We start from the raw sequence: 24,511 nt of genomic DNA on the forward strand, positions 1-24,511 counted from the left end.
TTCACGCAGCTTCTCCAATCGGCGGCATATTATGTCCCAGCAGGCGCAGCACATCGGCGGCGCATTCGACGACATTCGATCCCGGCCCATAAATACCCTGCACGCCCGCGTCGCGCAGATAATCATAGTCCTGTGGCGGGATCACCCCGCCCGCGATCACCTTGATATCGCTGCGTCCGGCGGCCTTCAGCCCCTTGATCAGTTCGGGGATCAGCGTCTTGTGGCCGGCGGCAAGGCTCGACGCGCCGACCGCGTCGACATTGTTCTCAAGCGCCAGCACGACCGTTTCCTCGGGCGTCTGGAACAGCGGCCCCGATACGATATCGAACCCCATGTCGCCAAAGGCCGAGGCGATGACATTGGCGCCGCGGTCGTGCCCGTCCTGCCCCATCTTGGCGACGAGCAGCTTGGGTTTGCGCCCGAGCCTGCGCTCGACCGCCTTCACCCCGTCGACGACCTGCGCCCAGCGGCTGTCGTCCTTGTAGGGCGCGGCATAGACGCCCTTCACCGGCGTCGGCACGGTCGCATAGCGGTCGAACGCTTCCTCCATCGCCGACGAAATCTCGCCCAATGTCGCGCGCGCGCGCGCCGCCTCGACCGCGTGGGCGAGCAGGTTCGTCTCGACCGACTGCGGCGCGGCGGCGGCATCGCGCAGCGCCTTCAGCGCCGCCTGGCACGCGGCCTCGTCGCGGCTCGCCTTCACCCGGTTGATCCGCGCGACCTGCGCTTCGCGGACCTTGGTGTTGTCGACCTCGAGCGTTTCGAGCAGGTCTTCGTCCTTGAGGCGATATTTGTTGACGCCGACGATCACATCGTCGCCGCGGTCGACGCGCGCCTGCCGCGCCGCGGCGGCTTCCTCGATCATCGCCTTGGGCCAGCCTGCGGCAACCGCCTTTGCCATGCCGCCCTCGGCCTCGACGCGGTCGATGATCGCCTGCGCCTTGTCGACCAGCTCCTGCGTCAGCGCCTCGACATAATAGGAGCCGCCCAAGGGATCGACCACATTGGTCATCCCCGTCTCTTCCTGCAGGATGATCTGCGTGTTGCGCGCGATGCGGGCGGAAAAGTCCGTCGGCAGCGCAATCGCCTCGTCGAGCGCGTTGGTGTGGAGGCTCTGCGTCCCGCCGAGCATCGCGGCCATCGCCTCGATCGTCGTGCGGATAACATTGTTGTACGGGTCTTGTTCGGTCAGCGACACGCCCGAGGTCTGGCAATGGGTGCGCAACATTTTCGAGCGTTCGGACTGCGCGCCCAGCTTGGTCATCGCGCGGTGCCACAGCACGCGCGCGGCGCGCAGTTTTGCCGCCTCCATGAAGAAGTTCATGCCGATCGCGAAAAAGAAGGACAGGCGCCCCGCGAACTTGTCGATGTCGAGCCCCGACGCGACGCCATATTTCACATATTCGATGCCGTCGGCGATGGTGAAGGCGAGCTCCTGCACCTGCGTCGCGCCGGCTTCCTGCATATGATAGCCCGAAATCGAGATGCTGTTGAACTTGGGCATCTCGCGCGACGTGTAGCCGAAAATGTCGCTGATGATCCGCATGCTCGGTTCGGGCGGGTAGATGTATGTGTTGCGGACCATGAACTCCTTGAGGATGTCGTTCTGGATCGTCCCGTCGAGCAGCGCGCGCTCGACCCCCTGCTCCTCGCCCGCGACGATGAAGAAGGCGAGTATGGGGATCACCGCGCCGTTCATCGTCATGCTGACCGACATCTTGTCGAGTGGGATGCCGTCGAACAGGATCTTCATATCCTCGACGCTGTCGATCGCGACCCCCGCCTTGCCGACGTCGCCGACGACGCGCGGATGGTCGCTGTCATAACCGCGGTGGGTGGCAAGGTCGAAGGCGACGCTGAGGCCCTTCTGCCCTGCCGCGAGGTTGCGGCGATAGAAGGCGTTCGATTCCTCGGCGGTCGAAAAGCCCGCATATTGCCGCACCGTCCACGGGCGCCCCGCATACATCGACGCCTTCACCCCGCGCGTGAAGGGCGCAAAACCGGGCAGGCCGGGGTCTTCGCGCACATCCTCGGCGGTGTAGAGCGGCTTGACGTCGATCCCCTCGGGCGTGTGCCAGGTGAGGTCGCGGCCCTTCACCTCCTTTTCGGCGGCGGCCTGCCAGTCGGCGATGGTCGGTTTGTCGGTCATAATGCAATCCTATTCCCTCTCCCCTCGGGAGAGGATACGCAGCCTTAGCCGTCAGGCTTAGGCGAAGTTGGTGAGGGTCCGTGCCCTCTCGATAGCGTCCATCCCCTCACCCAGCTCCGACTAGCCAGCAAGCTGGCAAGTCTTCGCATCCCTCTCCCGATGGGAGAGGGTTGAAGGGTTCTAGTGCGCCCCCTTCGGCGTCTCCATAATCTCGGTCAGCACCCCGCCCATATCCTTGGGGTGGAGGAAGAAAATCAGCGTCCCATGCGCCCCGATCCGCGGTTCCCCCAACACCCGCTTGCCCAGCGCCTCAAACGCGGCCTTGGCCGAATGAATGTCAGGCACCTCGTAACAAACATGATGCTGCCCCCCCGCCGGGTTCTTCTCGAGGAAGCCCGCGATCGACGTGTTGCCCGGCAGCGGCTCGATCAGCTCGATCTGCGTGCCATTGAGCGCGCCATCAGCACCGGGCGTATCGACAAAACACACCTTCACCCCCTGTTCGGGCAGGTCAAACGGCGCATGAATCTGCGTCGCGCCCATCACGTCGCGGTAAAAGACGATGCTGTCGGCGATGGAAGGGGTTGCAACGCCAATATGGTTCAGACGGCCCAGTTTCATCTCACCAACCCCCGTCATTGCGAGGAGCCGCAGGCGACGCGGCAATCCCCAGCGCGCAGGTCAGCGCGAGGCCGATAGCTGGAGATTGCTTCGCTGCGCTCGCAATGACGATGTTGTCGGCGATCGACGGCGTCGCAACGCCGATATGGTTGGGGCGACCGAGTTTCATCCTTCCCCCCTCCCCTTCAGGGGAGGGGCCGGGGGTGGGGTCCCGCAGCCTTGCGCAAGGTCGATAGACCCCACCCCAACCCCTCCCCTGAAGGGGAGGGGCTTGATGTTGTCGGCAATCGATGGCGTCGCAACGCCGATGTGGCTCAGGCGGCCTAGCTTCATACATTCTCTCCAAATTCGTCATGCCGGACTTGATCCGGCATCCATTCTCGCAGCGGCGTAGAAATGGACCCCGGATCAAGTCCGGGGTGACAATGAAGGGTCACAGCGGAATATTGTCATGCTTCTTCCACGGGTTCTCCAACTGCTTGTTCCGCAACTTCCGCAGCCCCATGTCATCCAGTCACCTCGATGGGAAATTTGACGCTGTTCGCGATAAAGCATTGATCATGCGCCTCATGGTGCAGGCGCGCCAAAGTGTCGCCATCAGGCGCCGCGTCTTCCCATATGATCTCTGGCGACAGATCGACGCGGGTGATTTGCAGCCTTCCGTCTTCGCCCTTCCCCATCGTGCCGACCGCCGCGTCGCGATAGGTCCGCACGGGATATCCCGCCTTCGCCGCGATATAGAGGAAGGTCAACATGTGACAGCTCGAAGCCGAGGCGACGAGCGCCTCTTCCGGGTCCACCGCCGCTTCGACCGACCAGGGCAGTGGCACGATATGTTTCGACGAAGACGCGGCGACCGTCACCCCCTCGTCAAACGTCCAGCGGTGCCCCCGCCCATATTTGCCGCCCGCGACATCGTCCGTCGGCAAAGCCTCCCACTCGATCAATGCTTCATATTTGGCCATGTTGACAGTCCTCCAAGTCCGTTTGCGCGCGCCCGTCGCGTTGCGGCAAGTGGGCAATCGACGGCGTCGCAACGCCGATATGGTTCAGGCGGCCTAGTTTCATGCTTCACCTTCGCTAACTGTCATAATCTTCAAAGCGATAGCTTGGGCATCCGAAGCAATCGCTTCCTCTCTGCCGGCACCACCCAACCCCATATTTTCGCTCGCCGCCCACCTCAGATAGTCGGCGATTTCATCAACCCGCTTGCCCTCCCCCAGCATCGCGAAAATGCGGTGAGCGTAGCTGTCATATTCGTCGTCAGGAGCAATGCCATTAACCCCTATGGGGTCCCATTCGTCCCACAGCAGACGCCTGATCTTTTGCAGTTTCGAGATCATAGCGGAATATTGTCATGCTTCTTCCACGGGTTCTCCAACTGCTTGTTCCGCAGCTTCCGTAGCCCCAGCGCAATCCGTCGCCGCGTCGAGTGCGGATAGATCACCTCGTCGATATACCCCCGCTGCGCCGCGACGAACGGGTTCGCAAAACGGTCCTCATATTCCTTCGTGCGCTCGGCAATCTTTTCAGGGTCGCCGATGTCGCTGCGGAAGATGATCTCGACCGCGCCCTTCGCGCCCATCACCGCGATCTCGGCGGTCGGCCAGGCATAGTTCAAATCGCCGCGCAGATGCTTCGACGCCATCACGTCGTATGCGCCGCCATAGGCCTTGCGCGTGATTACCGTGATCTTGGGCACCGTCGCCTCGGCATAAGCGAAGAGCAGCTTCGCGCCATGCTTGATGATGCCGTTATATTCCTGCGCGGTGCCCGGCAGGAAGCCGGGAACGTCGACGAAGGTGATGATCGGGATTTCGAACGCATCGCAGAAACGCACGAAGCGCGCCGCCTTCTTCGACGAATTGATGTCGAGCACGCCCGCCAGCACCAGCGGCTGGTTCGCGACGATACCGATGGTGCGCCCCTCGATGCGTCCGAAACCGCAGATGATGTTCGCGGCGTGCGCCGGCTGCACCTCGAAGAAATCGCCCTCGTCGACCGTCTTGCGGATCAGCTCCTGCATGTCATAGGGCTGGTTCGCGTTCGGCGGGATCAGCGTGTCGAGGCTTTCCTCGATCCGGTCATAGGGGTCGGCGGTCGGCCGTTCGGGCACCCCGCTGCGGTTGTTTTCGGGCAGATAATCGAAGAAATCGCGCGCCGCGAGCAGCGCCTCGATGTCGTTCTCGAACGCCAGGTCGGCGACCGAGCTCTTGGTCGTATGCGTAATCGCGCCGCCCAGTTCTTCCTGCGTCACCACCTCGTTGGTCACCGTTTTGACAACATCGGGGCCGGTGACGAACATATAGCTCGAATCCTTCACCATGAAGATGAAGTCGGTCATCGCGGGGCTGTACACCGCCCCACCCGCGCACGGGCCCATGATCAGCGAAATCTGCGGCACGACGCCGCTCGCGAGCACATTTTTCTGGAACACGTCGGCATAGCCGCCGAGCGAGGCAACGCCCTCCTGGATGCGCGCGCCGCCGCTGTCGTTGAGGCCGATGACCGGCGCGCCGACCAGCATCGCCTTGTCCATCACCTTGCAGATCTTTTCGGCGTGGCGCTTCGACAGCGAGCCACCGAATACGGTGAAATCCTGGCTGAAGACATAGACGAGACGGCCGTTGATCGTCCCCGATCCGGTGACGACGCCGTCGCCCGGCACCTTTTGGTCCTGCATCCCGAAATCGACGCAGTCATGCTCGACATAGGTGTCGAGTTCCTCGAACGACCCCTCGTCGAGCAGCACGAGCAGCCGTTCGCGCGCGGTGAGCTTGCCCTTGGCATGCTGCGCGTCGATGCGTTTCTGCCCTCCGCCCACGGCAGCAGCGGCGCGGCGGCGTTCCATTTCGGCGATATTGGCGGACATGCGGCTCTCCGATAGTGTCTCGAATGCGCCGTCTGCCTGCGCCGGCGCGCCGATGCAAATGCGAATTTGCAAAGTTGCAAAGTCGATCTTTGCAAAGTAGCATCGCACCGATGGTGCAAATCCGACTCTACGCTGGGCGACAACTTCGCCAACTTCGGGAAACCCGCGCGATCCGCCAATCCGACTTCGCCGCCCAGCTCGGCATTTCGGCCTCCTATCTCAGCCAGATCGAGCATGACGACCGCCCGCTGACCCCGGCGCTGCTCGATCGGCTGCAACGGCTGTTCCCGCTCGAATGGGAAGAGGTCGCCGCCGACGCGGGCGATCGCCGTGCGGGGGCGCTGCGCGAGGCCGCGGCCGACCCGCTCTTTGCGGCCTCCCCCCTGCCCCCCGACCAGCTCGAACGCGCGGCGCTCCAGCAGCCGCAGCTCGCCGACCAGTTCGTCGCGCTCCACGCCGCCTATCGTCGCGCAGGCCAGCGGCTCCAGATCATCGACGAAGCGCTCACCGGCGGTACTGCCGAGGGCAGCCGCCTGCCGTGGGAGGAGGTGCGCGACTGGTTCCACGATGCGGGCAATTATGTCGACCGGCTCGACCGCGCCGCCGAGGCGCTTGCGAACCAACTCGGCGGACAAACCGCCTCGCCGCCCGTCGAGCGGATCGAGCAAAGGCTGCGCGACGCGCTCGGCATTTCGATCGTCTATCGTCAGGCCCCCGCGCTGCGCGATTATGACGCGACGATGCGCCACCTCGTCATCGACCCCTCGCAGCCCGCCGAGAGCCGCCGCTTCCAGCTTGCGCACCAACTCGCCGCGCTCGCGCTCGCCGAGGATATTGCAGCGATCGTCGAAGCCTCGCCGCTGCGCACCGCCGCGGCGCGGCAATTGCTCCACGTCGGCCTCGCGAACTATGCCGCGGGCGCGCTGCTGATGCCCTATTGCGCCTTCCGCGCCAGCGCGCGCGCGGTGCGCCACGACATCGACCGGCTGCGCCTCGAATATGGCGTCAGCTTCGAGCAGGCGTGCCACCGCCTCTCGACGCTCCAGCGCCCCGGCGCGCGCGGCATCCCGATGTTCTTCTGTCGCGTCGACATGGCGGGCAATATCACCAAGCGGCACAGCGCAACGCGCCTGCAATTCGCGCGCTTCGGCGGCGCCTGTCCGCTGTGGATCGTTCACGAGGCAGTCGCGATCCCCGACCGCATCCTGTTCCAGCTCGCCGAAACCCCCGACGGGCTGCGCTATGTGTCGATGGCGAAGGGGCTGGTCAAACCGTCGGGCAGCTATGCTCGCCTCCCGCGCCGCTATGCCGTCGCGCTTGGGTGCGAGGCGCAATATGCCGCCGACTTCGTCTATGCCGACGGTGTCGATGTCGACGCACCGCAGGCTGCAACGCGGATCGGCCTGTCGTGCCGCATCTGCCCGCGCGACGATTGCGACCAGCGCGCCTTTCCGCCGAGTGATCGGCCGATATTGGTGGACCCGGATCGACGGGACGTGGTGCCGTATCGGATCGGGTAGCGAAAGCCTCCGCCAAGTACCAAGCGTCGCCCTCGCGAAGGCGGGGTTGTTGCCGGCCTGGCGCGCTCGCCTCGGGCGGCCCCCGCCTTCGCGGGGTACGACGCGTTGGTCAAACCTTCACAAGTCCTCGCTCGAACAGGCAATGCGCTGTCGCGAGAATAGCCTCCTCGGGCGGCCGCATCGACCAGCCGAGCCTTTGCATCGCATGGCGGCTGTCGCCGCCGCGCACATTGCCGAGTTCGGCGACGAGCTGCCGCAGTTCGGGGCGGAAAATCGCTAATGCCCTCAGGAGCCAATCCGGCATTCGCCGCGTCGGCACCTTGCGCGCCCTATCACCCAGATTGGTCCGCAGGATTTCGGCGACGTCGATCATCTTGAGAAACGGGCCCGAGCAAATGAAACGCTCGTCGCGCAAATCGGGCGCGGTGAGCGCGCGATAGTGGAGGTCGGCAACGTCGCGGACGTCGACGATGCCGAAACCGACGTCGGGACACATTGGCACCTTCCCTTCCAAAAGCTGCTTCACGACCTCGATCGACGTCGAAAAATCGTCGCTTATCAAGGGACCGAATACCGCCGCCGGGTTGACCGAGACAAACTCGATATCGCCGCCCTCGGCCGCCATCCAATCGCGCGCCGCGCGTTCGGCAACGGTCTTGGAGCGGACATAGGGCATGACATCGGGATCATCGAGGTTCGTCCAGTCGGCCTCGTTGTTCATTCGCACGCCCTTGCCGTGGCCATAGGCGATTGCCGCCATCGACGAGGTCAGGACAAAGCGCTTCACCCCGGCAGCGCGCGCGAAACGCAGCGCCCGCAACACGCCTTCGCGTGCCGGAACGACGAGTTCGTCAGGATGTTTGGGAACGCCCAGCGGAAAGGGAGACGCAACATGCGCGACATGCGTGCAATCGACGATCGCTTCGGCCCAACCCGCGTCATGCTCAAGATCGGCGGCGAAGAATTTCAGGCGGTCATTATCGACCGATAGCGATCCGCGCACTTCGGACTCGCGCGCAAGGCTGCGGATCGTCGCGTGAACCGTCCAGCCTTCGGCAACCAGCTGCCGGATAAGGAAGCCGGCGATATAGCCGCTTCCGCCCGTAACCAACGCCGCGCCCACCATGCGCCATCCCCTCGCCGTCGATACAGCCAGGATAGCGCAAAGCGTTCGGGGGACCGAACCCTTATTTCAGCAGCACCAGTTCCTCGGCCATGCTGGGGTGCAGCGCGACCGTGGCGTCGAAATCGGCCTTGGTCAGCCCGGCTTTCACGGCAACCGCCGCGGCCTGCAGGATTTCGGGGGCATCGGGGCCGATCATGTGCAGCCCGACCACCTGGTCGGTCGCCGCATCGACAATCATCTTGTAGAGCGCGCGCTCGTTGCGTCCGGCGAGGACATTCTTCATCGCGCGAAAGTCGCTCGTATAGGTGCGGATCGTGCCCAGCGTGTTGCGCGCTTCGGCCTCGGTCATCCCGACCGCGCCGATCGGCGGGTGGCTGAACACTGCGCTCGGGACGTTGCGATAATCGACCGTCGTCGGCTTGCCGCCATAGACGGTATCGGCGAATGCCTGTCCTTCGCGGATCGCAACGGGTGTGAGCTGGATGCGATCGGTGACGTCGCCGACGGCATAGATGCTGGGCACCGACGACTGGTTGGTGTCGTCAACCTTGATCGCGCCCTTCGTGTCGAGATCGACGCCGACATCTTCAAGGCCGAGCCCCTTGGTGTTGGGCACACGTCCGGTCGCGATGAGCACCGCGTCGGCGACGATCGGCTCGCAGTTTTCGAGATGGACGGTCAGCGACCCGTCCTCATTTTTCTCGATCGACCGGAAGGGCGCGTTGAACTTGAAATCGATGCCCTTGGTCATCGAAATCTGGAGCAGCCGGTCGCGGATCTGCTCGTCATATCCGCGCAGGATCGTATCGCTGCGGTTGACGATCGTCACCTTGCTGCCGAATTCGTTGAAGATGCCGGCGAATTCATTGGCGATATAGCCGCCCCCCGCGATGACAACGCGCTTGGGCAGCCTTTCGAGATGGAAGACCTCGTTCGAGGTGATCGCATGCTCGCTCCCGGGAAAATCTGCGACGAAGGGCCATCCGCCCGTCGCGATCAGGATGCGCTCGGCAGTGAGTTCCTGCCCGTCAGCCAGCCGCACCTTCTGCGGTCCAACGACCGTCGCGCGCGTCTTGAACAGCGTGACCTTGTGATTGTCGAGTGTCTCGCCATAAAGCCCCTCAAGCCGCGTGACTTCGTTCAGCACATTGTCGCGCAGCCGGTCCCAGTCGAATTTGCAGTCGGGAACGTCCCAGCCGAACTGGCGCGCATCCTTCAGATCCTCGGCGAAATGCGCGCCATAGACGAGCAGTTTCTTGGGGACGCAGCCGCGAATGACGCAGGTTCCGCCGACGCGATGCTCCTCGGCGATGGCGACGCGCGCGCCGTGCGACGCCGCGACGCGCGAGGCACGGACGCCGCCCGATCCGGCACCGATGACAAAGAGATCGAAGTCGAAGTCGCTCATTGGGGGCCCCTGACAATTTTCATGCGCTGCCATTCGCAGCCGCGGCCTATGTGGTTACGCGTGCGCGGGATGCCAATCGATTTTTGCGCTCAGTGTCAGTGGCTGCAGCCTCACCCCCCAAGCGCCGCGTCCATCAACGCCTGCGTCGCCTGGTCGAAGTCGATCGTGCCCTCGGCCAGCCCCTTCGCCATTTCCTTGCCCAGCTCGACGCCGAACTGGTCGAACGGGTTGATCCCAAGCAGCACCGCATTGGCGAAGGTGCGGTGCTCGTAAAAGGCGATGAGCGCGCCAAGCGTGTGCGGACTGACTTGATCGAGCAGGATCGTCGTCGACGGCCTGTCGCCCGGATAGTTGCGCGCGCCGTCGTCGCTTGCGCGTCCGGCCATCAACGCCGCGCCCTGCGCGATGCAATTGGCGACCAGCGTTTCATGATGCGCCGCGTCGAGCACATGGTCGGGCTCACGCGCGACGATGAATTCGACCGGGGTCAGGTGCGTGCCCTGGTGCAAAAGCTGGAACACCGCATGTTGCGCGTCGGTGCCGACGCCGCCCCAGGTGATCGACGCGCTCGCACGGCCCAGCGGCGCACCATCGAGCGTCACCGCCTTGCCGTTCGATTCCATTTCGAGCTGTTGCAGATAATCAGGAAGTAGCCGCAGACGCTCGTCATAGGCAAAGACCGCACGCGTTTGACAGCCAAGGCGATTGGCGTAGAGCTGGTCGACGAAGGCGGCGAGCAGGCAGACATTGTCGGCGCCGTCGGCCAGCCGGAAATGCCGGTCCATCTCGGCCGCGCCTTCGAGCAGTTCGGCAAAGGCATCCCACCCGAGTGCGAGCGCGGCAGGAAAGCCGATCGACGACCAGAGCGAATAGCGCCCGCCGACCGTCTCGCTGAACGGCAGGATGCGCGTTTCGTCGACCCCCCACTCCATCGCCTTGTCGGGATTGGCGGTAAGCGCGATGAAGCGTCCCGCGGGATCGGCAACCCCCGCCTCGTCGAGCCATTGCAGCACCGATTCGGCATTGAGCAACGTCTCGGTCGTGGTGAAGGTCTTCGATGCCACCGCAACAAGCGTATGCTCGGGGCTGAATTTGGCGAAGGCTTCGCTGAGCGCCGCACCGTCGACGTTCGACACCACGGCAACGTCATAACGGCTATTGTGCCGCCCGAGCGCATCGACAAGCAGGTCGGGGCCGAGCGCAGAACCGCCGATGCCGATGTGCAACAGGTGCCGGATTTCGCCGAACGCCCCCGCCTCGATCGCGTCGACGAGCATCCGCATCCGGTGGTGGAGCGCCTGCGCGCGGCGGACCGAATCGGACGCTCCCTCGCCGCGCTCGGCACTATGCTCGGCAGCGCGATCTTCGGTAGGATTGGCAATCCCGCCGCTGAACAATGTCTTGCGGCGTCCCGCGAAATCCTGCGCTGTGGCAAGCCCCTGCATGGCGTCGATTGCCGCACCGTCGAGATGCGTCTTTGCAAAGTCGAAGCGAATATCGGCGACGTTGCGGACAAGCGACTGCAAGCGGGCCTCGGGATCGTGCGCGACCAGGTCGGCGAGTTTTTGCGGCTGCCACGCGGTTAGTGCCTTCCAGGCTTCGGAAGCGGTCGTCATCGGATTCCCTCTGATTTTCGCTCGCGTCGAGCAAAGTCGCGACACCCGGCGCCCCTTCCGGCGCCATGGGCATCTCGACTTCGCGCGGTGCGAACGGGGATGAAATGCAACCCCTTCTCTAAGCCCACAGGCGACACCGCGCCAGCGCGTTCCGCCGATATTTGCTTGACGCGCAGACCTATTCGTCGCCAATGCGCGGCATGACTGACGCCAGCATGACTGCCGAAAATTCGCCCCCGAACACGCCCAGCCCGACCCCGGCACCCGTTTCCGCAAAGGAAGAGGCAGTCGACACGCTCCGCTTTTTGGGCCTGCTCGCGATCGCGGTGCTCATATTCCGCAGCTTTTTCCTGTCGCCGTTCAATATTCCATCGGAATCGATGCAGCCACGCCTGCTGATCGGCGACTATCTGCTCGTCAACAAGATGGCCTATGGCTACACGAAGCACAGCCTGCCGTTCAGCGTCCCGCTGATCCCCGGACGCCTGTTCGGCCGCACACCCGAGCGCGGCGACGTCGTGGTTTTCAAGGCGCCGCCGCTCGCCAAGGATGACTGGATCAAGCGCGTCATCGGGGTTCCCGGCGACACGGTACAGCTGCGCGACGGCATCGTCTGGCTCAACGGCGAGCCGCTCAAACGCGAGCCGATGGCCGATTTCGTCATTCCGGTCACGCCGAACATGGTCGAAGCATCGCGCGCGCAAGGCACGCTTGTCTGTTATTCGACGGAATTCGAAGAAATCGGCCCGGATGGCCAACGTCAGTGCCGCTATAGGCAGTTCCGCGAAACGCTGCCCGACGGGCGCAGCTATGCCATTCTCGACATTGCCGACCTGCCCGTCGACAACACGCCACCCTATACGGTTCCGGACGGCAGCGTGTTCCTGATGGGCGACAACCGCGACCGCAGCGCCGACAGCCGCGTTCCGCTGTACGAAGGCGGGCTGGGCGGTGCGGTGCCCGAGGAAAATCTCGTCGGCCACGCGCTTGTCAGCATGTTCTCGACCGACGGCTCGGCGAGCTGGTTCAACCCCATCAGTTGGCTCACCGCCGCCCGCTGGAAACGCATCGGGGAAAGCTTTTGAGCGATGCGCTCGACACCGGGGCGCTCGCCGGGATCATCGGCTGCGAACCGGGCGACCTCGCGCTCTATGACCTTGCGCTGACGCACGGAAGTACGGGACGCGCCGATTACCAACGGCTCGAATTCCTTGGCGACCGCGTGCTCGGCCTCGTGATCGCGTCCGAGCTTTACGCGCGTTTTCCCAAGGCGAGCGAGGGCGAATTGTCGTCGCGGCTCCACGTCCTTGCGTCGGGTGCGACCTGCGCCGCAATCGCGCACGCGCTCGATCTTTCCGCACTGATCCGTTTTGGCGCGCAAGCGCGCAACGACGGGGGGCGCCATAGCGACAATATCGCGGCCGACGCGATCGAGGCGCTGATCGGCGCGATCTGGCTCGACAAGGGCGAAGAGGCTGCGCGCCGCTTCATCCTCACCCATTGGGGCGATCGCATCGAAGGGCAACTCGCCGCGCCCAAACATCCTAAGGCGGCGCTCCAGGAATGGGCGCTCGCGCGCAAGCGACGCCCGCCCGAATATCGTCTTGTCCGCCGCGAAGGCCCCGACCATGCGCCGCGTTTCCTTGTCGCCGTGTCGGTCGGCAAACTTGCCGAGGCCGAGGGCGAAGGCGCGTCGAAGCAGGCCGCCGAAAAGGCGGCGGCGGCGGCGCTGCTCGACCAATTGATACAGAAAGAAGAAAAATGACCCAGCGCTGCGGTTTCGTCGCCGTCGTCGGCGCGCCCAATGCGGGCAAGTCGACGCTCGTCAACGCGCTCGTCGGCCAGAAGGTCGCGATCGTCAGCCCCAAGGCACAGACGACGCGCACGCGGCTGATGGGCGTCGCGATGGATGGCGACACGCAGATCATCCTGATAGACACCCCCGGCATCTTCGCGCCGAACCGCCGCCTCGACCGCGCGATGGTCGCGGCGGCGTGGGGCAGCCTAGAGGAGGCCGAGGCGATTCTCGTGATGGTCGACGCCGCCGCCAAGCTCACGGGGCGCGTCGAGCGCGTGCTCGAGGGCGTCGCGGGGCGGCCCGAGAAAAAATATCTCGTCCTCAACAAGGTCGACCTCGTCAAGAAGGACAAGCTGCTCACCATCGCGACCGAGCTCAATTCGCGGCTCGCCTTCGACGAAACCTTTTTCATCGCGGCGAGCAGCGGCGACGGCGTCCCCGAACTCAAGGCGCATCTCGCGGCGCTGATGCCCGAGGGGCCGTGGCACTTCCCCGAGGACGAGGTCAGCGACGCCCCCGAACGCATGCTCGCCGCCGAGATCACGCGCGAGCAGCTTTATCGCCAGCTCCACGAGGAACTGCCTTATCAATCGACCGTCGAAACCGAGCTCTTCAAGACGCGCCCCGACGGCAGCGCCGAAATCCACCAGCAAATCTTTGTCGCGCGCGATACCCAGCGCGCGATCGTGCTTGGCAAAGGCGGTAGCCGGATCAAGGAAATCGGCGCGAAGGCCCGCGCCGAACTCGCCGAGCTGATGGGGCGCAAGGTCCACCTGTTCCTGCACGTCAAGGTCAAGGAAAATTGGGACGAGGACCGCAGCGTCTATCGCGACATGGGGCTTGATTGGGTGGATTAGGAGCAAGCGATGCAACGACCGGTTTCGATCATCTATTTCGAGCGTCTCTTCTGGCTTTCCCTGTTCGTCGGCTTTCTCAGCCCCGTGTTCGCGTGGGACAGGATGATGGCCGATATCGCGCGTGACGCGGCGACGATTCCGCCAAACGTGGCCGTGACCATCGTCGTCGTCATCCTTGTGGCCATGGCGGCTATATCGGTCGCTTTCTGGTACGGAATCGCCCGCAGGGCGAGCAATGTGGTCAAATGGATTTACGTCGTGTGGATGGGCTTTAGCGCGCTTGCAGCGCTGGCTGATCCATTCCATTCTGAAGGGCTCCGCGGCTTCGCCCTTGGTGCATCACTCGTCTCAGCCGCGCTCACGCTCGCCTCGATCATCTGCCTCTTTCGTCCCGACGCTGTCGCGTGGTTTTCGAACAGGGGGGGCGTCGATCCCAAAGTGTTCGACTGATCAGAGCCGCCGGCAATCGTCCGGCGGCGTCTGTCCGTCGAAGCGCGCGGCGATCCACGCCAGCGTCTCGCCCGTCGCATTGCCGCGCGCGCTGTCGGTGTGGCCGCCGCCGGGGACTTCGAGCCAGCGCAGCGGTGTGCGGCGCTTGCACACCGCCTTGGCAAAGCTCCGCGTAACGGCGGGCGCGACGATCGTGTCCTTGCTTCCCTGCGCGATCAGCAGCGGTCCCGGCACGCTTGCGGCATCGACGCTGTTCGCGCGCATCGTCGCGGCGAAGGGCTGGAGGCGCGTGACATCCTTTCGCCCCATCGCCTGCCGCACCGCGAGGATACCGAGGATCGTGCCGATCTTCGGCTTGTTGTGCAGCTCGATGCAGTTGTTTTCGGCGAGACGGCGGATAACGCCCTGCGTCGATTTGTTCGTGAAGCCATCGAGCGAATAGCCGAAATGCTGTGACCAGCTGTGCAGCGTGAAGGCGAGCAGCATCGCGCGCACATTGGCATCGCTCGCCTGTCGCATGTTCGCGGCAAGATCGGTCGGCGGCGCGGCCGCGGCGGTGCCGACAAGCGTCAGGTCGGGCGCATAACGGCGCGCCGAGGCAGCGGTCCACAGCGCGGCGTGGCCGCCCTGCGACTCGCCCCATAGGGCAAAACGGCTCCCCGCCGCGGCGCCCGAAATACTGCGCGCCGCGCGCACCGCGTCGAGCACCGAATAGGCGGTGTCCGTCCCGACCAGATACGGATGCGGCATCGCACTGCCGAGCCCCGGATAGTCGGGCGCGACGACGACATAATTTTGCGCGATCATCTCGGCGAGCCCCGGCGTTGCGTCGTAAAAGCCAGGACTGACCGATGGCGCGCACTTTTCGACCACGCCCGACGTACCGTGCGTCCAGGCAACGACCCGGCGCAGTTCGCGCGGCATCGCCTCGCGCGGCGCCACGACCATGCCGGTCACCTGCTGGCGCGCTCCTGCGGCGTTGCTCGTCCAGTACCGGATGCGCCATGCCTGCATGCCGGGCGGGGTCTCGACGACCGGATCGGCGGAAACGAGCGCGCCGACCTGTTGGGCCGACGCTGGCGACGAGAGCGTGAGAAACGACGCCACGCAGACAGCAAGCAACGAACGCATAAAGCAAAACCTCCCCGTTTTGGGGGAGGCTATCATATTCAAACCAACGCGTCATCCCGGCGAACGCCGGGATGACGTGGTTGGCTATTCCGCCGCGGCCTTCTTCTTCGCAGGTGCCTTTTTCGCGGTCGCCTTCTTGGCAGGCGCCTTCTTCTTCGCCGCGGCCTTCTTCTTGCCCTTCGCCGGCCCCTTCGCCGCACGGGCGTCGATCAGCGCAATTGCTTCTTCCTCGGTGAGCGCGTCGGGCTCGACCGTCTTGGGGAGCGTCGCGTTGGTCGTGCCGTCGGTGACATAGGGGCCGAAGCGTCCCGCCATCAACTTCATCTCGCCGCCGCTCGTCGGATGCGCGCCAAAGGTCTTGAGCGGCTCTGCCTTGGCACGGCCGCGCCCGCCACCGTTGGCGGCGTCAGCGATGCGCGCGACCGCAGCGTTCATCCCGATCTCGAAAATCTCTGCGGTACCCGTCAGCTTCGCATATTTGCCGTCGTGGAGCAGATAGGGGCCGTAACGCCCCAGTCCCGCCATGATGACATTGCCGCTTTCCGGATGGACACCGACCTCACGCGGAAGGCTCAAAAGCCGCAGCGCATAATCGAGGTCGAAATCCTCGCCCGGAATGTCTTTCGGGATCGACGAGCGTTTGGCCTCCTTGCCGTCGCCAAGCTGGATATAGGGACCAAAGCGCCCACTGCGCCTGGTGACTTCCAGCCCGGTGTCGGGATCGGTGCCGAGCGTTTCGGGGCCATTGTCGGCCTCGCCATTGCCGCCAGGCTGCGCGAATTTGCGCGTGAACTTGCACTCGGGATAGTTGCTGCACGCGATGAACGGCCCGAACTTGCCGCCTCGCAGCGCGAGCTTGCCCGTGCCGCAATTGGGGCAGACGCGCGGGTCGCTGCCGTCGCCCTTGTCGGGAAACAGATAGGGGCCGAGGAATTCGTCGAGCGCCGCCGTGATCTCCGACGGCTTCTGCTCCATCACCTCGCCGGTGCGCGGTTTGAAATCGCGCCAGAAACGATCGAGCACCGCCTGCCACTGCGCGCGCCCGCCCGACACATCGTCAAGCTCTTCCTCGAGCCCGGCGGTGAAATCATATTGGACATAGCGTTCGAAGAAACGCTCGAGGAACGCCGTCAGCAGCCGCCCGCTTTCCTCGGGATAAAAGCGGTTCTTTTCAACGCGCACATAGGCACGGTCCTTGAGCACCTGGAGGATCGAGGCATAGGTCGACGGACGCCCGATGCCGAGCTCCTCCATCTTCTTGACGAGGCTCGCCTCCGAATAACGCGGCGGCGGCTGCGTTTCGTGGCGTTCGACCTCGACGCCAGTCTTCGCGGGCGCGTCGCCCTTGTCCATCGCGGGGAGCAGGCGCGCGTCATCGTCGTCGCTCGCGTCGTCGCGGCCTTCGTCATACAGCGCAAGGAAGCCTGGGAATTTCACGACCTGCCCGGTCGCGCGCAGCATGGTCTTGCCGGTGCCGTCGGTCAGGTCGATGCTCGTCCGCTCGAGCCGCGCGGACGCCATCTGGCTCGCGAGCGCACGCTTCCAGATCAGGTCATAGAGGCGCGCATGATCGCCGCCGCCGACCTTGTCCTTGCCAAAGTCGGTCGGACGGATCGCCTCGTGCGCTTCCTGTGCGTTCTTCGCCTTGGTCTGATACTGGCGCGGCTTGTCGGGAACATAGCCCCCGTCGTAGCGCGTCGCGATCGCCTTTCGTGCGGCGCTGATCGCGCTGCCGTCCATCTGGACGCCATCGGTACGCATATAGGTGATCGCGCCATCCTCATAGAGGTCCTGCGCGACGCGCATCGTATGGCTAGCGGAGAAGCCGAGCTTGCGCGCTGCTTCCTGTTGCAAGGTCGACGTCGTGAAGGGCGGCGGCGGGTTGCGCGTCAGCGGCTTGGTCTCGACCGTATCGACGGTGAAATGGCCCGCTTTCACATCGGCTTCGGCGGCGCGCGCATCGGCTTCGCTGCCGATCGTCAGTCGCTCGATCTTGTCGCCGCGCCAGCGCGCGAGCCGCGCCTTGAACGCCGTCCCCGCCATCTCGAACAGCCCGGTGATCGACCAATATTGCTGCGCAACAAAAGCCTCGATCTCGCGCTCGCGCTCGACGATCATGCGCAAGGTCACCGATTGCACGCGGCCCGCAGATTTGGCGCCGGGCAGCTTGCGCCACAACACCGGCGACAATGTGAACCCGACGAGGTAATCGAGCGCGCGGCGCGCGCGATAAGCGTCGATCAGATCGTCGTCGAGCCCGCGCGGGTGCGCCATCGCCTCGGTCACGGCATCCTTGGTGATCGCGTTGAAGGTAACGCGGTCGACAACCTGCGGCAGCGCCTTTTTACTGCGCAGCAATTCCTGCACATGCCAGCTGATCGCCTCGCCCTCGCGATCGGGGTCGGTCGCGAGGATCAGGCGGTCGGCCTGCTTCGCCGCGTCCTGAATGTCTTTCAGCCGCTTCGCCTTGTCGGGATAGAGCTGCCACTGCATCGCGAACCCGTCGTCGGGATCGACCGAGCCGTCCTTGGGCGGCAGGTCGCGCACATGGCCATAGCTCGCCAGCACTTTGAAATCGCGACCGAGATATTTCTCGATCGTCTTCGCCTTTGCGGGCGATTCGACAATCACCAATTGCATGAAAAAATTTTGTCCTAGCTGTGCCTTACGTACGTACGCGCGAGGGTGGCGCCGCGAGCGGGATCGTCAACCAAAAATTTCCTGCAATGTCGAGACGGGTTGCTCGATGTTCAGGAGCAGCCCCACCGACGCAAGATAACCCCCGACAATACCGACTGCCGCGACAAGGTTCGTGGCCAACAGCCAAGCGAAGCCATATTCGGCCGCCAACGCCGGCGCCGCAAGTTCGACGGCCAGCGGCGCGACCGACATTACGAACATGATCAACCCGACGCCCAGCGCAGCGGGCCAATGGAGCAAGAGCATGTCCCAGCTTCGCTCCATCGCCGCGCGGCGCCCTCCGCCGTCGCGCACGAGCAGAACCGGCGCCAGATACCAGCGTGCAAAAACATACAGGCCGGGCAAGACGAGCAAGATCAACCCCAGCAGAACGCCGAGTCCGATCAACAGCGACTGCAAATAAACGCTCAGCGAATTGGCGACCGGCACCGCAGCTGCAATCCCCTCGCGCGCCAATGCTTCGCGGGTGATCCAGACCTGAATGACGGTTATAACGATGCCATAGACAACCAGCACCCAGCTTCCGGCGCTGCTCATCCGCGCGGCGGCGACGTCCAACGCAATTCCTGCCGTCGCGGTGGCCAGCCAGGCGACCGAAGCGGTTGTCGGCATATTGATCGCCATTTCCCAGGCCCGCCGCAATGTAGGAACGAGCAAACTCGCGTCATATTGCATTTACATTCAAGCCCCTACGCCGCGTGACTGGCGATGGTGGCCGCATCGGCGCGATTTCGTCAAGCCGGATTTGCCACCACTCTGCCAATCGCAATAAGGCGCAGCGATTGCGGATGCCGCGCGGTCCCGTTCAGCGGCGTCGTCGGCACCCGCAAATCGGGATCAACGCAGCGCGCCGAGCCGCCCGATCAACAACGCATTGGCAAGGCTCGCCGCCTTCGCCGCGCCTTCCTCATAATTCCCCGGCTTGGCGGCGAACTCGAATTTGCGCGTCTTGCCAAAGCGCGGTAGGCCGATGCCCGCTGCCGCGGCGAAACCGCCCGCGACATTGGCGGCGGACTGCACCGTCTTTTCGGTTCCCGTCGATGCGTCGCTTTTCTCTATGAAATCGCCCTCGACGCCGACCGGCGCCTTGACGGTAATCACTGATTGCTTGCCGTTCGGCGCGATTAGCGTCATGCGCGAAAAGTCGGGCGCGACCGACAGCCCGCTGTTGACGTTGATGCCGCCGCCAAAGCTGAAGAAGCCGGGCCGCTTCTGTTCGGAAAAGTCGATCAGATAGACGACGTCGATCACCCCGACCCCCGCCTGCCGCGCATAGTTGGAAAGCGCCATGCTCGCTTGCCCGGCCGACATGTTGAGGCCCATGCTGCTCATACCCGAACCGGTAAAATCGCCGGGGATCATCAACAGCGACGGCAGCGCACTCGGCTTGAAATAGGTCGCCTTGCCCTTGCTTCCCTTTTCGAGCGCGATGTTGATATCGAGCGGCACCTTTTGCGACTTGGCCCTGGCCATCGCCGCGTGACCGAACAGGTCGGCGGCGGGCTGGACGCTGTACCCCTGGGCGGAAAGTTGCGACACGAAATCGGCGTAAGCCGCATCGGTGATCGCCTGCATCATTTCGGGGGTGACGCCGACGAGTTCGCTCTGCGCCTTGGTCGTCCCGCCGAACGCGCCCATCAGGCCGCCGGTCTTCTTGGTCTGGTCGATCGATTCAAAAATAAAGCCGACGTTGAAGGCGCCAACCGCGACGGTCGTTACGCCCTTGGCGGCGGAAGCTCCGCTGATCTTGACGGGGTCCTTGTCGGCTGCGGTGGCGGCGACGGGACAGGCCAGCATCGCCAGCGCGGCGACTACGGGCAGCAAAATTTTCATGGGATCGTCCTCCGACGCCCGGCCAATCAGCGGCGCGGGCGTTCTCAAGACGCGACCCCGCCCCTGCATCGGCCAGATGCAGGGGCAAGTCAATGACCCAAAGTCAGGCGTTTAGCCTTGCTGCCACTTGAAATCGGCCGGCAGGACGCACTTGCCCGCGTCATATTTTCCGACGCTGCGGATCACCTCATGCTCGTCGGGCTCGATCCGACGGCCGCTGATCTGGCTGTCAATGACGCGCCGGACGAGCGCGTCGAGCCGCGTCACCAGATAGCAGTCGACCGCCGGCGGCGCGTGCGGATTGCCGACGCCGCTGTCGTCGGTCAGGAACAGGTAACGCGACTGGGTCGCCGCCGCCATCGCGCGCATCGCATATTCGGCCTTGTCGGCAACCCCCGACGCTGCAACCGGCGTAATATGGATGCGCTTGGCGCGCGCGACCTCAGCCGCCGCCCAGGTGCGACCGAACTTGTCGTCATGCGGCGGCGCATCGGCGACGAGCAGCAGCGATTTGACCGCATCGGGACGCCAATCCTGTCCGACCGCGCGGATCAACGCCTGGTCCATCGCCTCCGGATAATCGCCGCCCCCGGTCGCATGCTGGCGTGCCAGCGTGCCCTGCACCTTGCCGACGTCGTGGTCGAAACCGACCGTACGCGTGACATATTCGTCGCCCGCATCGCGATAGAAGACAAAGCCGGTGCGGATGTCGAGGTTACGGTGCTTCTCGCTGATCGCCGCGATGATCGCGCGCAACTCGGCCTGCAGGTAGCGGATTTCGTCGCCCATGCTGCCGGTGGTGTCGATGACGAGCATCAGGTCAAGCTTCGTCGCCTTGGTCGCCATCTGGTTCGCGGTCAGCCCGATGCTCTGTCCGCCCGGCGCATCGGCGACGAGCACGGGGCGCGCGTCGGCGATCTGCCGCCCTGCCTTGCGCGCCGAAACGGTGATCCGCTCGCTCAGCCGGTCGAGGCCGGGAAAGAAAACCGCGCTGCCATCCGCCTGCGTCGCCATCGTGATGCTGTTGCCGTCGCTGCACGTCACCACGACGTCGGCAAAGGGGATCGGCTGGCCGTTGCGGTCGTTCACCTTCACCGTCACGACGCGCATCGTGTCGACGCGCGGCAGGACGCGAATATCCTGCCCCAGATCGCTGCGCCCCACATAGGCGGCGTAGAGCTCGGGGTTGAGCAGATCGTCATGCTCGCCCGCGGTCAATATGCCCGATTGCGGCTGCGGTCGCGGATAGGGGCGCCGATGTGGCGGCATGCTGCTCGCGGCCCTTTCGCTCGCATCGCGCGCCGAGGTCCGCGGTGGCTCCGCAGCTTCGCCGATGCGCGATCCGGTCGCCACGACCGAACCCGTATCCGCGGCGCTCTCCATCACCGGCATGGGCGGCGGCGCGGGTGGCGGCGGGGGTGGCGGCGGCGGAGACATGAGCGGCGCGGCGCGGTCGTCGCGGATCTTCTTGCGCGGGGTCGGGCGGTCGGACGCGTAGGGTCGCTGCTGCTCGGCCTCGGGATCGAGCTGCGGCAGCGGTCCCGCGTTGCGGCAATAGGGCTGCGCGGGTTTCGACGTTGCGGCGGCGGCTGTCAGCGCCGGTAGCGGCGCCGATCCCGTCGCCAGAAGCGCGAATATCGTCGTCGCGGTCAGGAATCTCGCTCGCATCATCAGCCTCCCCGAATGTGATACAGTATCACAAACCTGTTCCCGGCGCCGTGAACGCGCGCTGAACCGATTGGGAGGTTGCCGTCAGGCCAGCGACACGCGCGCCCCCGCGTGGCGCGTGACCCGCCCCGCCAGCTCGAGTTCGAGCAGCACCAGCTGGACGTCGGCGGCCGCCCTCCCCGACTGGCGCACAAGCTCATCGACGGCGACCGGCGTTGGCCCGAGCAATTGCGCCACCGCATCGCGGTCGCCGACATTGCCGTCATGCGCCGGTGCGACCGCCACGAACGGCCGTGCGGGCTCGCGCACCATGCGCGCGTCGATCGGCCCCAGCGCCTCGAGCACATCGTCGACCGTCTGGACGAGCGTCGCGCCTTCGCGGATCAGCAGATTGCACCCCTGCGCGCGCGGGTCGAGCGGCGAGCCGGGAACCGCCATCACCTCGCGCCCGTAGTCGCCCGCGCGTCGCGCGGTGATGAGCGAACCCGATTTCGGCGCCGCCTCGATCACGAGCGTTCCGTGCGCAACGCCAGCGATGATGCGGTTGCGCGCCGGGAAGTGGCGCGCCAGCGGTTCGGTTCCCGGCGGCTGTTCGGCAATGAGCAACTGGTCGCAGGCGATCTTTTCCTGCAGCTCGGCATTTTCGGGCGGAAAGGCGATGTCGAGCCCGCTCGCGATCACCGCTGCGGTCGCTCCGCCGAGCGCGCCGACATGCGCCGCCGTATCGACGCCGCGCGCAAGCCCGCTCACCACCGTGACGTCGCGTGCCGCAAGCTCGCTCGCGATCTGGCGCGCGAACCGGCATGCGATCGCCGATGCGTTGCGCGCGCCGACGATCGCCAGGCACGGTCGGCGCAGCATATCGGTGCGGCCGCGGACAATCAGCACCGGCGGCGCCCCCTCGACCTCGCGCAGCAGCGGCGGATAGTCGTCTTCGTCACTGAAGACATGCCGCGCGCCAAGTTCGGCAGCGCGCGCATATTCACGCTCGGCAAGCTCGGCGGGGGCGATGCGCGCCTTGCCGGCACCGCCGCGCAGCACGAGGTCGGGGAGCGCGGCCAGCGCGGCCTCGCCCGACCCGAAACGCTGCATCAACTGGTGCCAGCTTACCGGGCCGACATGCGGCGTGCGGATCAGGCGCAGCCGCTCCAGCCGCTCGGCTGGCGTCACGCGGCGCCGTCCTTCTTCGCGCCGACGCGCGGTTCGGTCCCCGCACGCAGCCGCGCGATATTTTCGCGGTGCCGCCAGAGCAGGATGACCGCGAGCCCCGCCAGGCCGACAGCATAGGTGGAATAGCCCAGCAGCAGCGCTGCAACCGGCGCCGCAATCGCGCCCATCATCCCGCCCAGCGACGAGATACGCAGCAGCAGCACCGTCAAAAGCCACACCGCCGCGGCAACCAGCCCGATGGGCCAGGCGAGCGCGAGAGCAAGGCCGATCAGCGTAGCGACCCCCTTGCCGCCCCTGAAACGCAGCCAGACGGGATAGCAATGGCCGATCATCGCCGCCGCGCCCGCGATCATCGCGCCATGCTCGCCAAGCTCGGGTGCGAACTGGCGCGCAAGCAGCACCGCGACCGCGCCCTTCGCACCGTCGAGAATCAGCGTCGCTGCCGCCAGCCCCTTGCGCCCGGTACGCAACACATTGGTCGCTCCGATATTGCCCGACCCGATCTGGCGCAGGTCGCCGGCGCCGAAGGCACGCGTCAATATCACCCCGAACGGGATCGAACCGAGCAAATAGCCTGCGACGATCAATAGATAGGCGGTCATGGCACTCCCGGCTCCCTCGGCTTCCTTTTGGCGGCGTTGGACAAATCAATCAACGGCTTCGGCGATCGTTGATTGCCGAAATGGACATAGCTTGTTCGCCATCAAGGATGTTGGACAATTGAGCCCTGCATTGCTCCCTGCTAGGCGACGACCATGCAGCCGCCCGCTCCTGACGCCCCGATCCTTTTCTTCGACAGCGGCCTCGGCGGCCTGACCGTGCTCGGTCCGACGCGCGCGCTGCTGCCCCGTGCGCCTGTCGTCTACGCCGCCGACTATGCCGGGCTTCCCTATGGCGAGAAGAGCGAGGCCGAACTCGCCGCGCGCGTTCCCGCGCTGCTCGGCCGCCTCGTCGAGCGTTACCAGCCGCGCATCGTTGTCATCGCCTGCAACACCGCCTCGACAATTGCGCTCGCGCATGTCCGCGCCGCGCTCGACGTTCCGATCGTCGGCACCGTCCCCGCGATCAAGCCCGCCGCCTTGCTCACCCAAAGCGGCGTTATCGGCGTGCTGGGCACCGTCGCGACCGTGCGCCAGCCCTATGTCGACGATTTGAGCGCGCGCTTCGCCGCCGACAAGACGGTGCTGCGCCACGGCAGCCCCGGCCTCGTCACCGCAGCCGAGGCGAAGCTGCGCGGCGAGCCGGTCGACCCCGCTGTCATCGCGCGCGCAATTTCGGGCCTTCGCGACCAGCCGCGCGGCGGCGCACTCGACGTGATCGTCCTCGCCTGCACGCATTTCCCGCTGCTTGCCGACGAGTTAGAGGCCGCCGCCGGTCCGGACGTGCAGTTTATCGACGGAGCCGACGGGATCGCGCGCCGCATTGCGCACCTGACCGAAGGACAGGATTGGCCGGCGGAGGCGCCATCGGGGCTGGCCGTCTTCACCGCCAGCCCCGAACGCCCCCCACCTCCGCTCACCGCGCTCCTTCCGTTTGGAATCGACCGGATCGAGACGATTTGATCGTCTTTCGAGTGGGATTCGGCAGAAATT

At 65.1% G+C, this 24,511-nt stretch carries 22 protein-coding genes; 6 read left to right on the forward strand and 16 right to left on the reverse strand.

All coding sequences use genetic code 11. The annotated features are described in order from the left end of the window. Position 1: 1 nt before the first annotated feature. The 6 genes from scpA to H7692_RS02440 form a co-directional block, all read right to left on the reverse strand. Positions 2-2,149: a methylmalonyl-CoA mutase gene (scpA, locus tag H7692_RS02415; protein ID WP_227339717.1), complete on the reverse strand. Its 2,148-nt coding sequence runs from the start codon at positions 2,147-2,149 to the stop codon at positions 2-4. Between the two features lie 180 nt (positions 2,150-2,329). Beyond that, the gene (gene mce, locus H7692_RS02420) at positions 2,330-2,770 is read right to left on the reverse strand and encodes a methylmalonyl-CoA epimerase (RefSeq protein WP_222136076.1); all 441 of its coding nucleotides are present in this window, start codon (positions 2,768-2,770) and stop codon (positions 2,330-2,332) included. Between the two features lies 1 nt (position 2,771). Next, positions 2,772-2,939 carry a hypothetical protein gene (locus H7692_RS02425; protein WP_222136075.1) on the reverse strand — a complete coding sequence of 56 codons (168 nt, stop codon included), beginning with the start codon at positions 2,937-2,939 and terminating at the stop codon, positions 2,772-2,774. A gap of 337 nt (positions 2,940-3,276) precedes the next feature. Continuing rightward, on the reverse strand, positions 3,277-3,735 hold the full coding sequence (locus H7692_RS02430; RefSeq protein WP_227339718.1) for an OsmC family protein: 459 nt from the start codon (positions 3,733-3,735) through the stop codon (positions 3,277-3,279). A 99-nt stretch (positions 3,736-3,834) separates the two neighbouring features. After that, on the reverse strand, positions 3,835-4,113 hold the full coding sequence (locus H7692_RS02435; RefSeq protein ID WP_222136073.1) for a hypothetical protein: 279 nt from the start codon (positions 4,111-4,113) through the stop codon (positions 3,835-3,837). Further along, positions 4,110-5,642, reverse strand: a complete 1,533-nt coding sequence (locus H7692_RS02440) for an acyl-CoA carboxylase subunit beta (protein ID WP_227339719.1) — start codon at positions 5,640-5,642, stop codon at positions 4,110-4,112. Before H7692_RS02440 ends, H7692_RS02435 begins: the two co-directional genes overlap by 4 nt. Positions 5,643-5,752: 110 nt before the next feature. On the opposite strand from H7692_RS02440, the gene H7692_RS02445 reads away from it, so the two are divergent. Next, positions 5,753-7,162, forward strand: a complete 1,410-nt coding sequence (locus H7692_RS02445) for a helix-turn-helix domain-containing protein (protein ID WP_222136072.1) — start codon at positions 5,753-5,755, stop codon at positions 7,160-7,162. A gap of 109 nt (positions 7,163-7,271) precedes the next feature. On the opposite strand, the gene H7692_RS02450 is transcribed toward H7692_RS02445, so the two are convergent. The 3 genes from H7692_RS02450 to pgi all read right to left on the reverse strand — a co-directional run bounded on the left by H7692_RS02450 (position 7,272) and on the right by pgi (position 11,312). Further along, positions 7,272-8,288: an NAD-dependent epimerase/dehydratase family protein gene (locus tag H7692_RS02450; protein ID WP_222136071.1), complete on the reverse strand. Its 1,017-nt coding sequence runs from the start codon at positions 8,286-8,288 to the stop codon at positions 7,272-7,274. Positions 8,289-8,349: 61 nt separating this feature from the next. Next, complete coding sequence (gene gor / locus H7692_RS02455) at positions 8,350-9,696, reverse strand: glutathione-disulfide reductase (RefSeq protein WP_227339720.1); 1,347 nt, start codon at positions 9,694-9,696, stop codon at positions 8,350-8,352. Positions 9,697-9,806: 110 nt separating this feature from the next. Then, positions 9,807-11,312 (reverse strand): glucose-6-phosphate isomerase, encoded by a 1,506-nt coding sequence (gene pgi, locus H7692_RS02460; RefSeq protein ID WP_222136069.1) that lies wholly within the window; start codon positions 11,310-11,312, stop codon positions 9,807-9,809. A 215-nt stretch (positions 11,313-11,527) separates the two neighbouring features. On the opposite strand from pgi, the gene lepB reads away from it, so the two are divergent. Genes lepB through H7692_RS02480 form a run of 4 tightly spaced genes read left to right on the forward strand, consistent with a single transcriptional unit; the run spans position 11,528 to position 14,417 of the window. Further along, positions 11,528-12,397, forward strand: coding sequence for a signal peptidase I (lepB, locus tag H7692_RS02465; protein WP_227340041.1), 870 nt, complete (start codon positions 11,528-11,530; stop codon positions 12,395-12,397). Continuing rightward, positions 12,394-13,077 (forward strand): ribonuclease III, encoded by a 684-nt coding sequence (rnc, locus tag H7692_RS02470; RefSeq protein WP_227339721.1) that lies wholly within the window; start codon positions 12,394-12,396, stop codon positions 13,075-13,077. The genes lepB and rnc overlap by 4 nt, the downstream gene beginning before the upstream one ends. Continuing rightward, a complete protein-coding gene (era, locus tag H7692_RS02475; RefSeq protein ID WP_227339722.1) occupies positions 13,074-13,967 on the forward strand; it encodes a GTPase Era in 894 nt (297 codons plus the stop codon). Before rnc ends, era begins: the two co-directional genes overlap by 4 nt. A 9-nt stretch (positions 13,968-13,976) precedes the next feature. Further along, positions 13,977-14,417, forward strand: coding sequence for a hypothetical protein (locus H7692_RS02480; RefSeq protein ID WP_201925600.1), 441 nt, complete (start codon positions 13,977-13,979; stop codon positions 14,415-14,417). Here the strand turns inward: H7692_RS02480 and H7692_RS02485 are convergent, their stop codons facing one another. The 7 genes from H7692_RS02485 to plsY all read right to left on the reverse strand — a co-directional run bounded on the left by H7692_RS02485 (position 14,418) and on the right by plsY (position 23,521). Next, a complete protein-coding gene (locus tag H7692_RS02485) occupies positions 14,418-15,524 on the reverse strand; it encodes an alpha/beta fold hydrolase (RefSeq protein WP_227339723.1) in 1,107 nt (368 codons plus the stop codon). A gap of 108 nt (positions 15,525-15,632) precedes the next feature. Further along, a complete protein-coding gene (topA, locus tag H7692_RS02490; protein ID WP_222136064.1) occupies positions 15,633-18,188 on the reverse strand; it encodes a type I DNA topoisomerase in 2,556 nt (851 codons plus the stop codon). Between the two features lie 66 nt (positions 18,189-18,254). Beyond that, positions 18,255-18,860: a hypothetical protein gene (locus H7692_RS02495; RefSeq protein ID WP_222136063.1), complete on the reverse strand. Its 606-nt coding sequence runs from the start codon at positions 18,858-18,860 to the stop codon at positions 18,255-18,257. Positions 18,861-19,085: 225 nt separating this feature from the next. Continuing rightward, a complete protein-coding gene (locus tag H7692_RS02500; protein ID WP_227339724.1) occupies positions 19,086-20,081 on the reverse strand; it encodes a hypothetical protein in 996 nt (331 codons plus the stop codon). Positions 20,082-20,192: 111 nt separating this feature from the next. Continuing rightward, entirely contained in the window at positions 20,193-21,752 is a 1,560-nt protein-coding gene (locus H7692_RS02505) for a vWA domain-containing protein (RefSeq protein WP_227339725.1), read from the reverse strand. 81 nt (positions 21,753-21,833) lie between these two features. After that, positions 21,834-22,919 carry a DNA-processing protein DprA gene (gene dprA / locus H7692_RS02510; protein WP_227339726.1) on the reverse strand — a complete coding sequence of 362 codons (1,086 nt, stop codon included), beginning with the start codon at positions 22,917-22,919 and terminating at the stop codon, positions 21,834-21,836. Further along, positions 22,916-23,521, reverse strand: a complete 606-nt coding sequence (gene plsY / locus H7692_RS02515; RefSeq protein WP_201925613.1) for a glycerol-3-phosphate 1-O-acyltransferase PlsY — start codon at positions 23,519-23,521, stop codon at positions 22,916-22,918. The genes dprA and plsY overlap by 4 nt, the downstream gene beginning before the upstream one ends. 153 nt (positions 23,522-23,674) lie before the next feature. Here plsY and murI point away from each other — a divergent pair, with 153 nt between their 5' ends. Further along, positions 23,675-24,481 carry a glutamate racemase gene (murI, locus tag H7692_RS02520; protein ID WP_222136060.1) on the forward strand — a complete coding sequence of 269 codons (807 nt, stop codon included), beginning with the start codon at positions 23,675-23,677 and terminating at the stop codon, positions 24,479-24,481. The last annotated feature ends 30 nt before the right edge of the window (positions 24,482-24,511 follow it).

Origin of the sequence: Sphingopyxis sp. P8 (genome assembly GCF_020622175.1) — a bacterium.
In the GTDB taxonomy this organism is placed as follows: domain Bacteria; phylum Pseudomonadota; class Alphaproteobacteria; order Sphingomonadales; family Sphingomonadaceae; genus Sphingopyxis; species Sphingopyxis jiangsuensis.

Excerpts from the sequence above, each read along its gene's own strand:
- H7692_RS02500 (WP_227339724.1), bottom strand. The coding sequence starts at position 20,081 with ATGAAAATTTTGCTGCCCGTAGTCGCCGCGCTGGCGATGCTGGCCTGT.
- H7692_RS02505 (WP_227339725.1), bottom strand. The coding sequence starts at position 21,752 with ATGATGCGAGCGAGATTCCTGACCGCGACGACGATATTCGCGCTTCTG.
- H7692_RS02425 (WP_222136075.1), bottom strand. The coding sequence starts at position 2,939 with ATGAAACTCGGTCGCCCCAACCATATCGGCGTTGCGACGCCGTCGATC.
- H7692_RS02450 (WP_222136071.1), bottom strand. The coding sequence starts at position 8,288 with ATGGTGGGCGCGGCGTTGGTTACGGGCGGAAGCGGCTATATCGCCGGC.
- H7692_RS02480 (WP_201925600.1), top strand. The coding sequence starts at position 13,977 with ATGCAACGACCGGTTTCGATCATCTATTTCGAGCGTCTCTTCTGGCTT.
- murI (WP_222136060.1), top strand. The coding sequence starts at position 23,675 with ATGCAGCCGCCCGCTCCTGACGCCCCGATCCTTTTCTTCGACAGCGGC.
- H7692_RS02435 (WP_222136073.1), bottom strand. The coding sequence starts at position 4,113 with ATGATCTCGAAACTGCAAAAGATCAGGCGTCTGCTGTGGGACGAATGG.
- H7692_RS02495 (WP_222136063.1), bottom strand. The coding sequence starts at position 18,860 with ATGCCGACAACCGCTTCGGTCGCCTGGCTGGCCACCGCGACGGCAGGA.
- lepB (WP_227340041.1), top strand. The coding sequence starts at position 11,528 with ATGACTGCCGAAAATTCGCCCCCGAACACGCCCAGCCCGACCCCGGCA.
- H7692_RS02445 (WP_222136072.1), top strand. The coding sequence starts at position 5,753 with ATGGTGCAAATCCGACTCTACGCTGGGCGACAACTTCGCCAACTTCGG.
- gor (WP_227339720.1), bottom strand. The coding sequence starts at position 9,696 with ATGAGCGACTTCGACTTCGATCTCTTTGTCATCGGTGCCGGATCGGGC.
- plsY (WP_201925613.1), bottom strand. The coding sequence starts at position 23,521 with ATGACCGCCTATCTATTGATCGTCGCAGGCTATTTGCTCGGTTCGATC.
- pgi (WP_222136069.1), bottom strand. The coding sequence starts at position 11,312 with ATGACGACCGCTTCCGAAGCCTGGAAGGCACTAACCGCGTGGCAGCCG.
- mce (WP_222136076.1), bottom strand. The coding sequence starts at position 2,770 with ATGAAACTGGGCCGTCTGAACCATATTGGCGTTGCAACCCCTTCCATC.
- H7692_RS02430 (WP_227339718.1), bottom strand. The coding sequence starts at position 3,735 with ATGGCCAAATATGAAGCATTGATCGAGTGGGAGGCTTTGCCGACGGAC.
- H7692_RS02440 (WP_227339719.1), bottom strand. The coding sequence starts at position 5,642 with ATGTCCGCCAATATCGCCGAAATGGAACGCCGCCGCGCCGCTGCTGCC.
- topA (WP_222136064.1), bottom strand. The coding sequence starts at position 18,188 with ATGCAATTGGTGATTGTCGAATCGCCCGCAAAGGCGAAGACGATCGAG.
- era (WP_227339722.1), top strand. The coding sequence starts at position 13,074 with ATGACCCAGCGCTGCGGTTTCGTCGCCGTCGTCGGCGCGCCCAATGCG.
- scpA (WP_227339717.1), bottom strand. The coding sequence starts at position 2,149 with ATGACCGACAAACCGACCATCGCCGACTGGCAGGCCGCCGCCGAAAAG.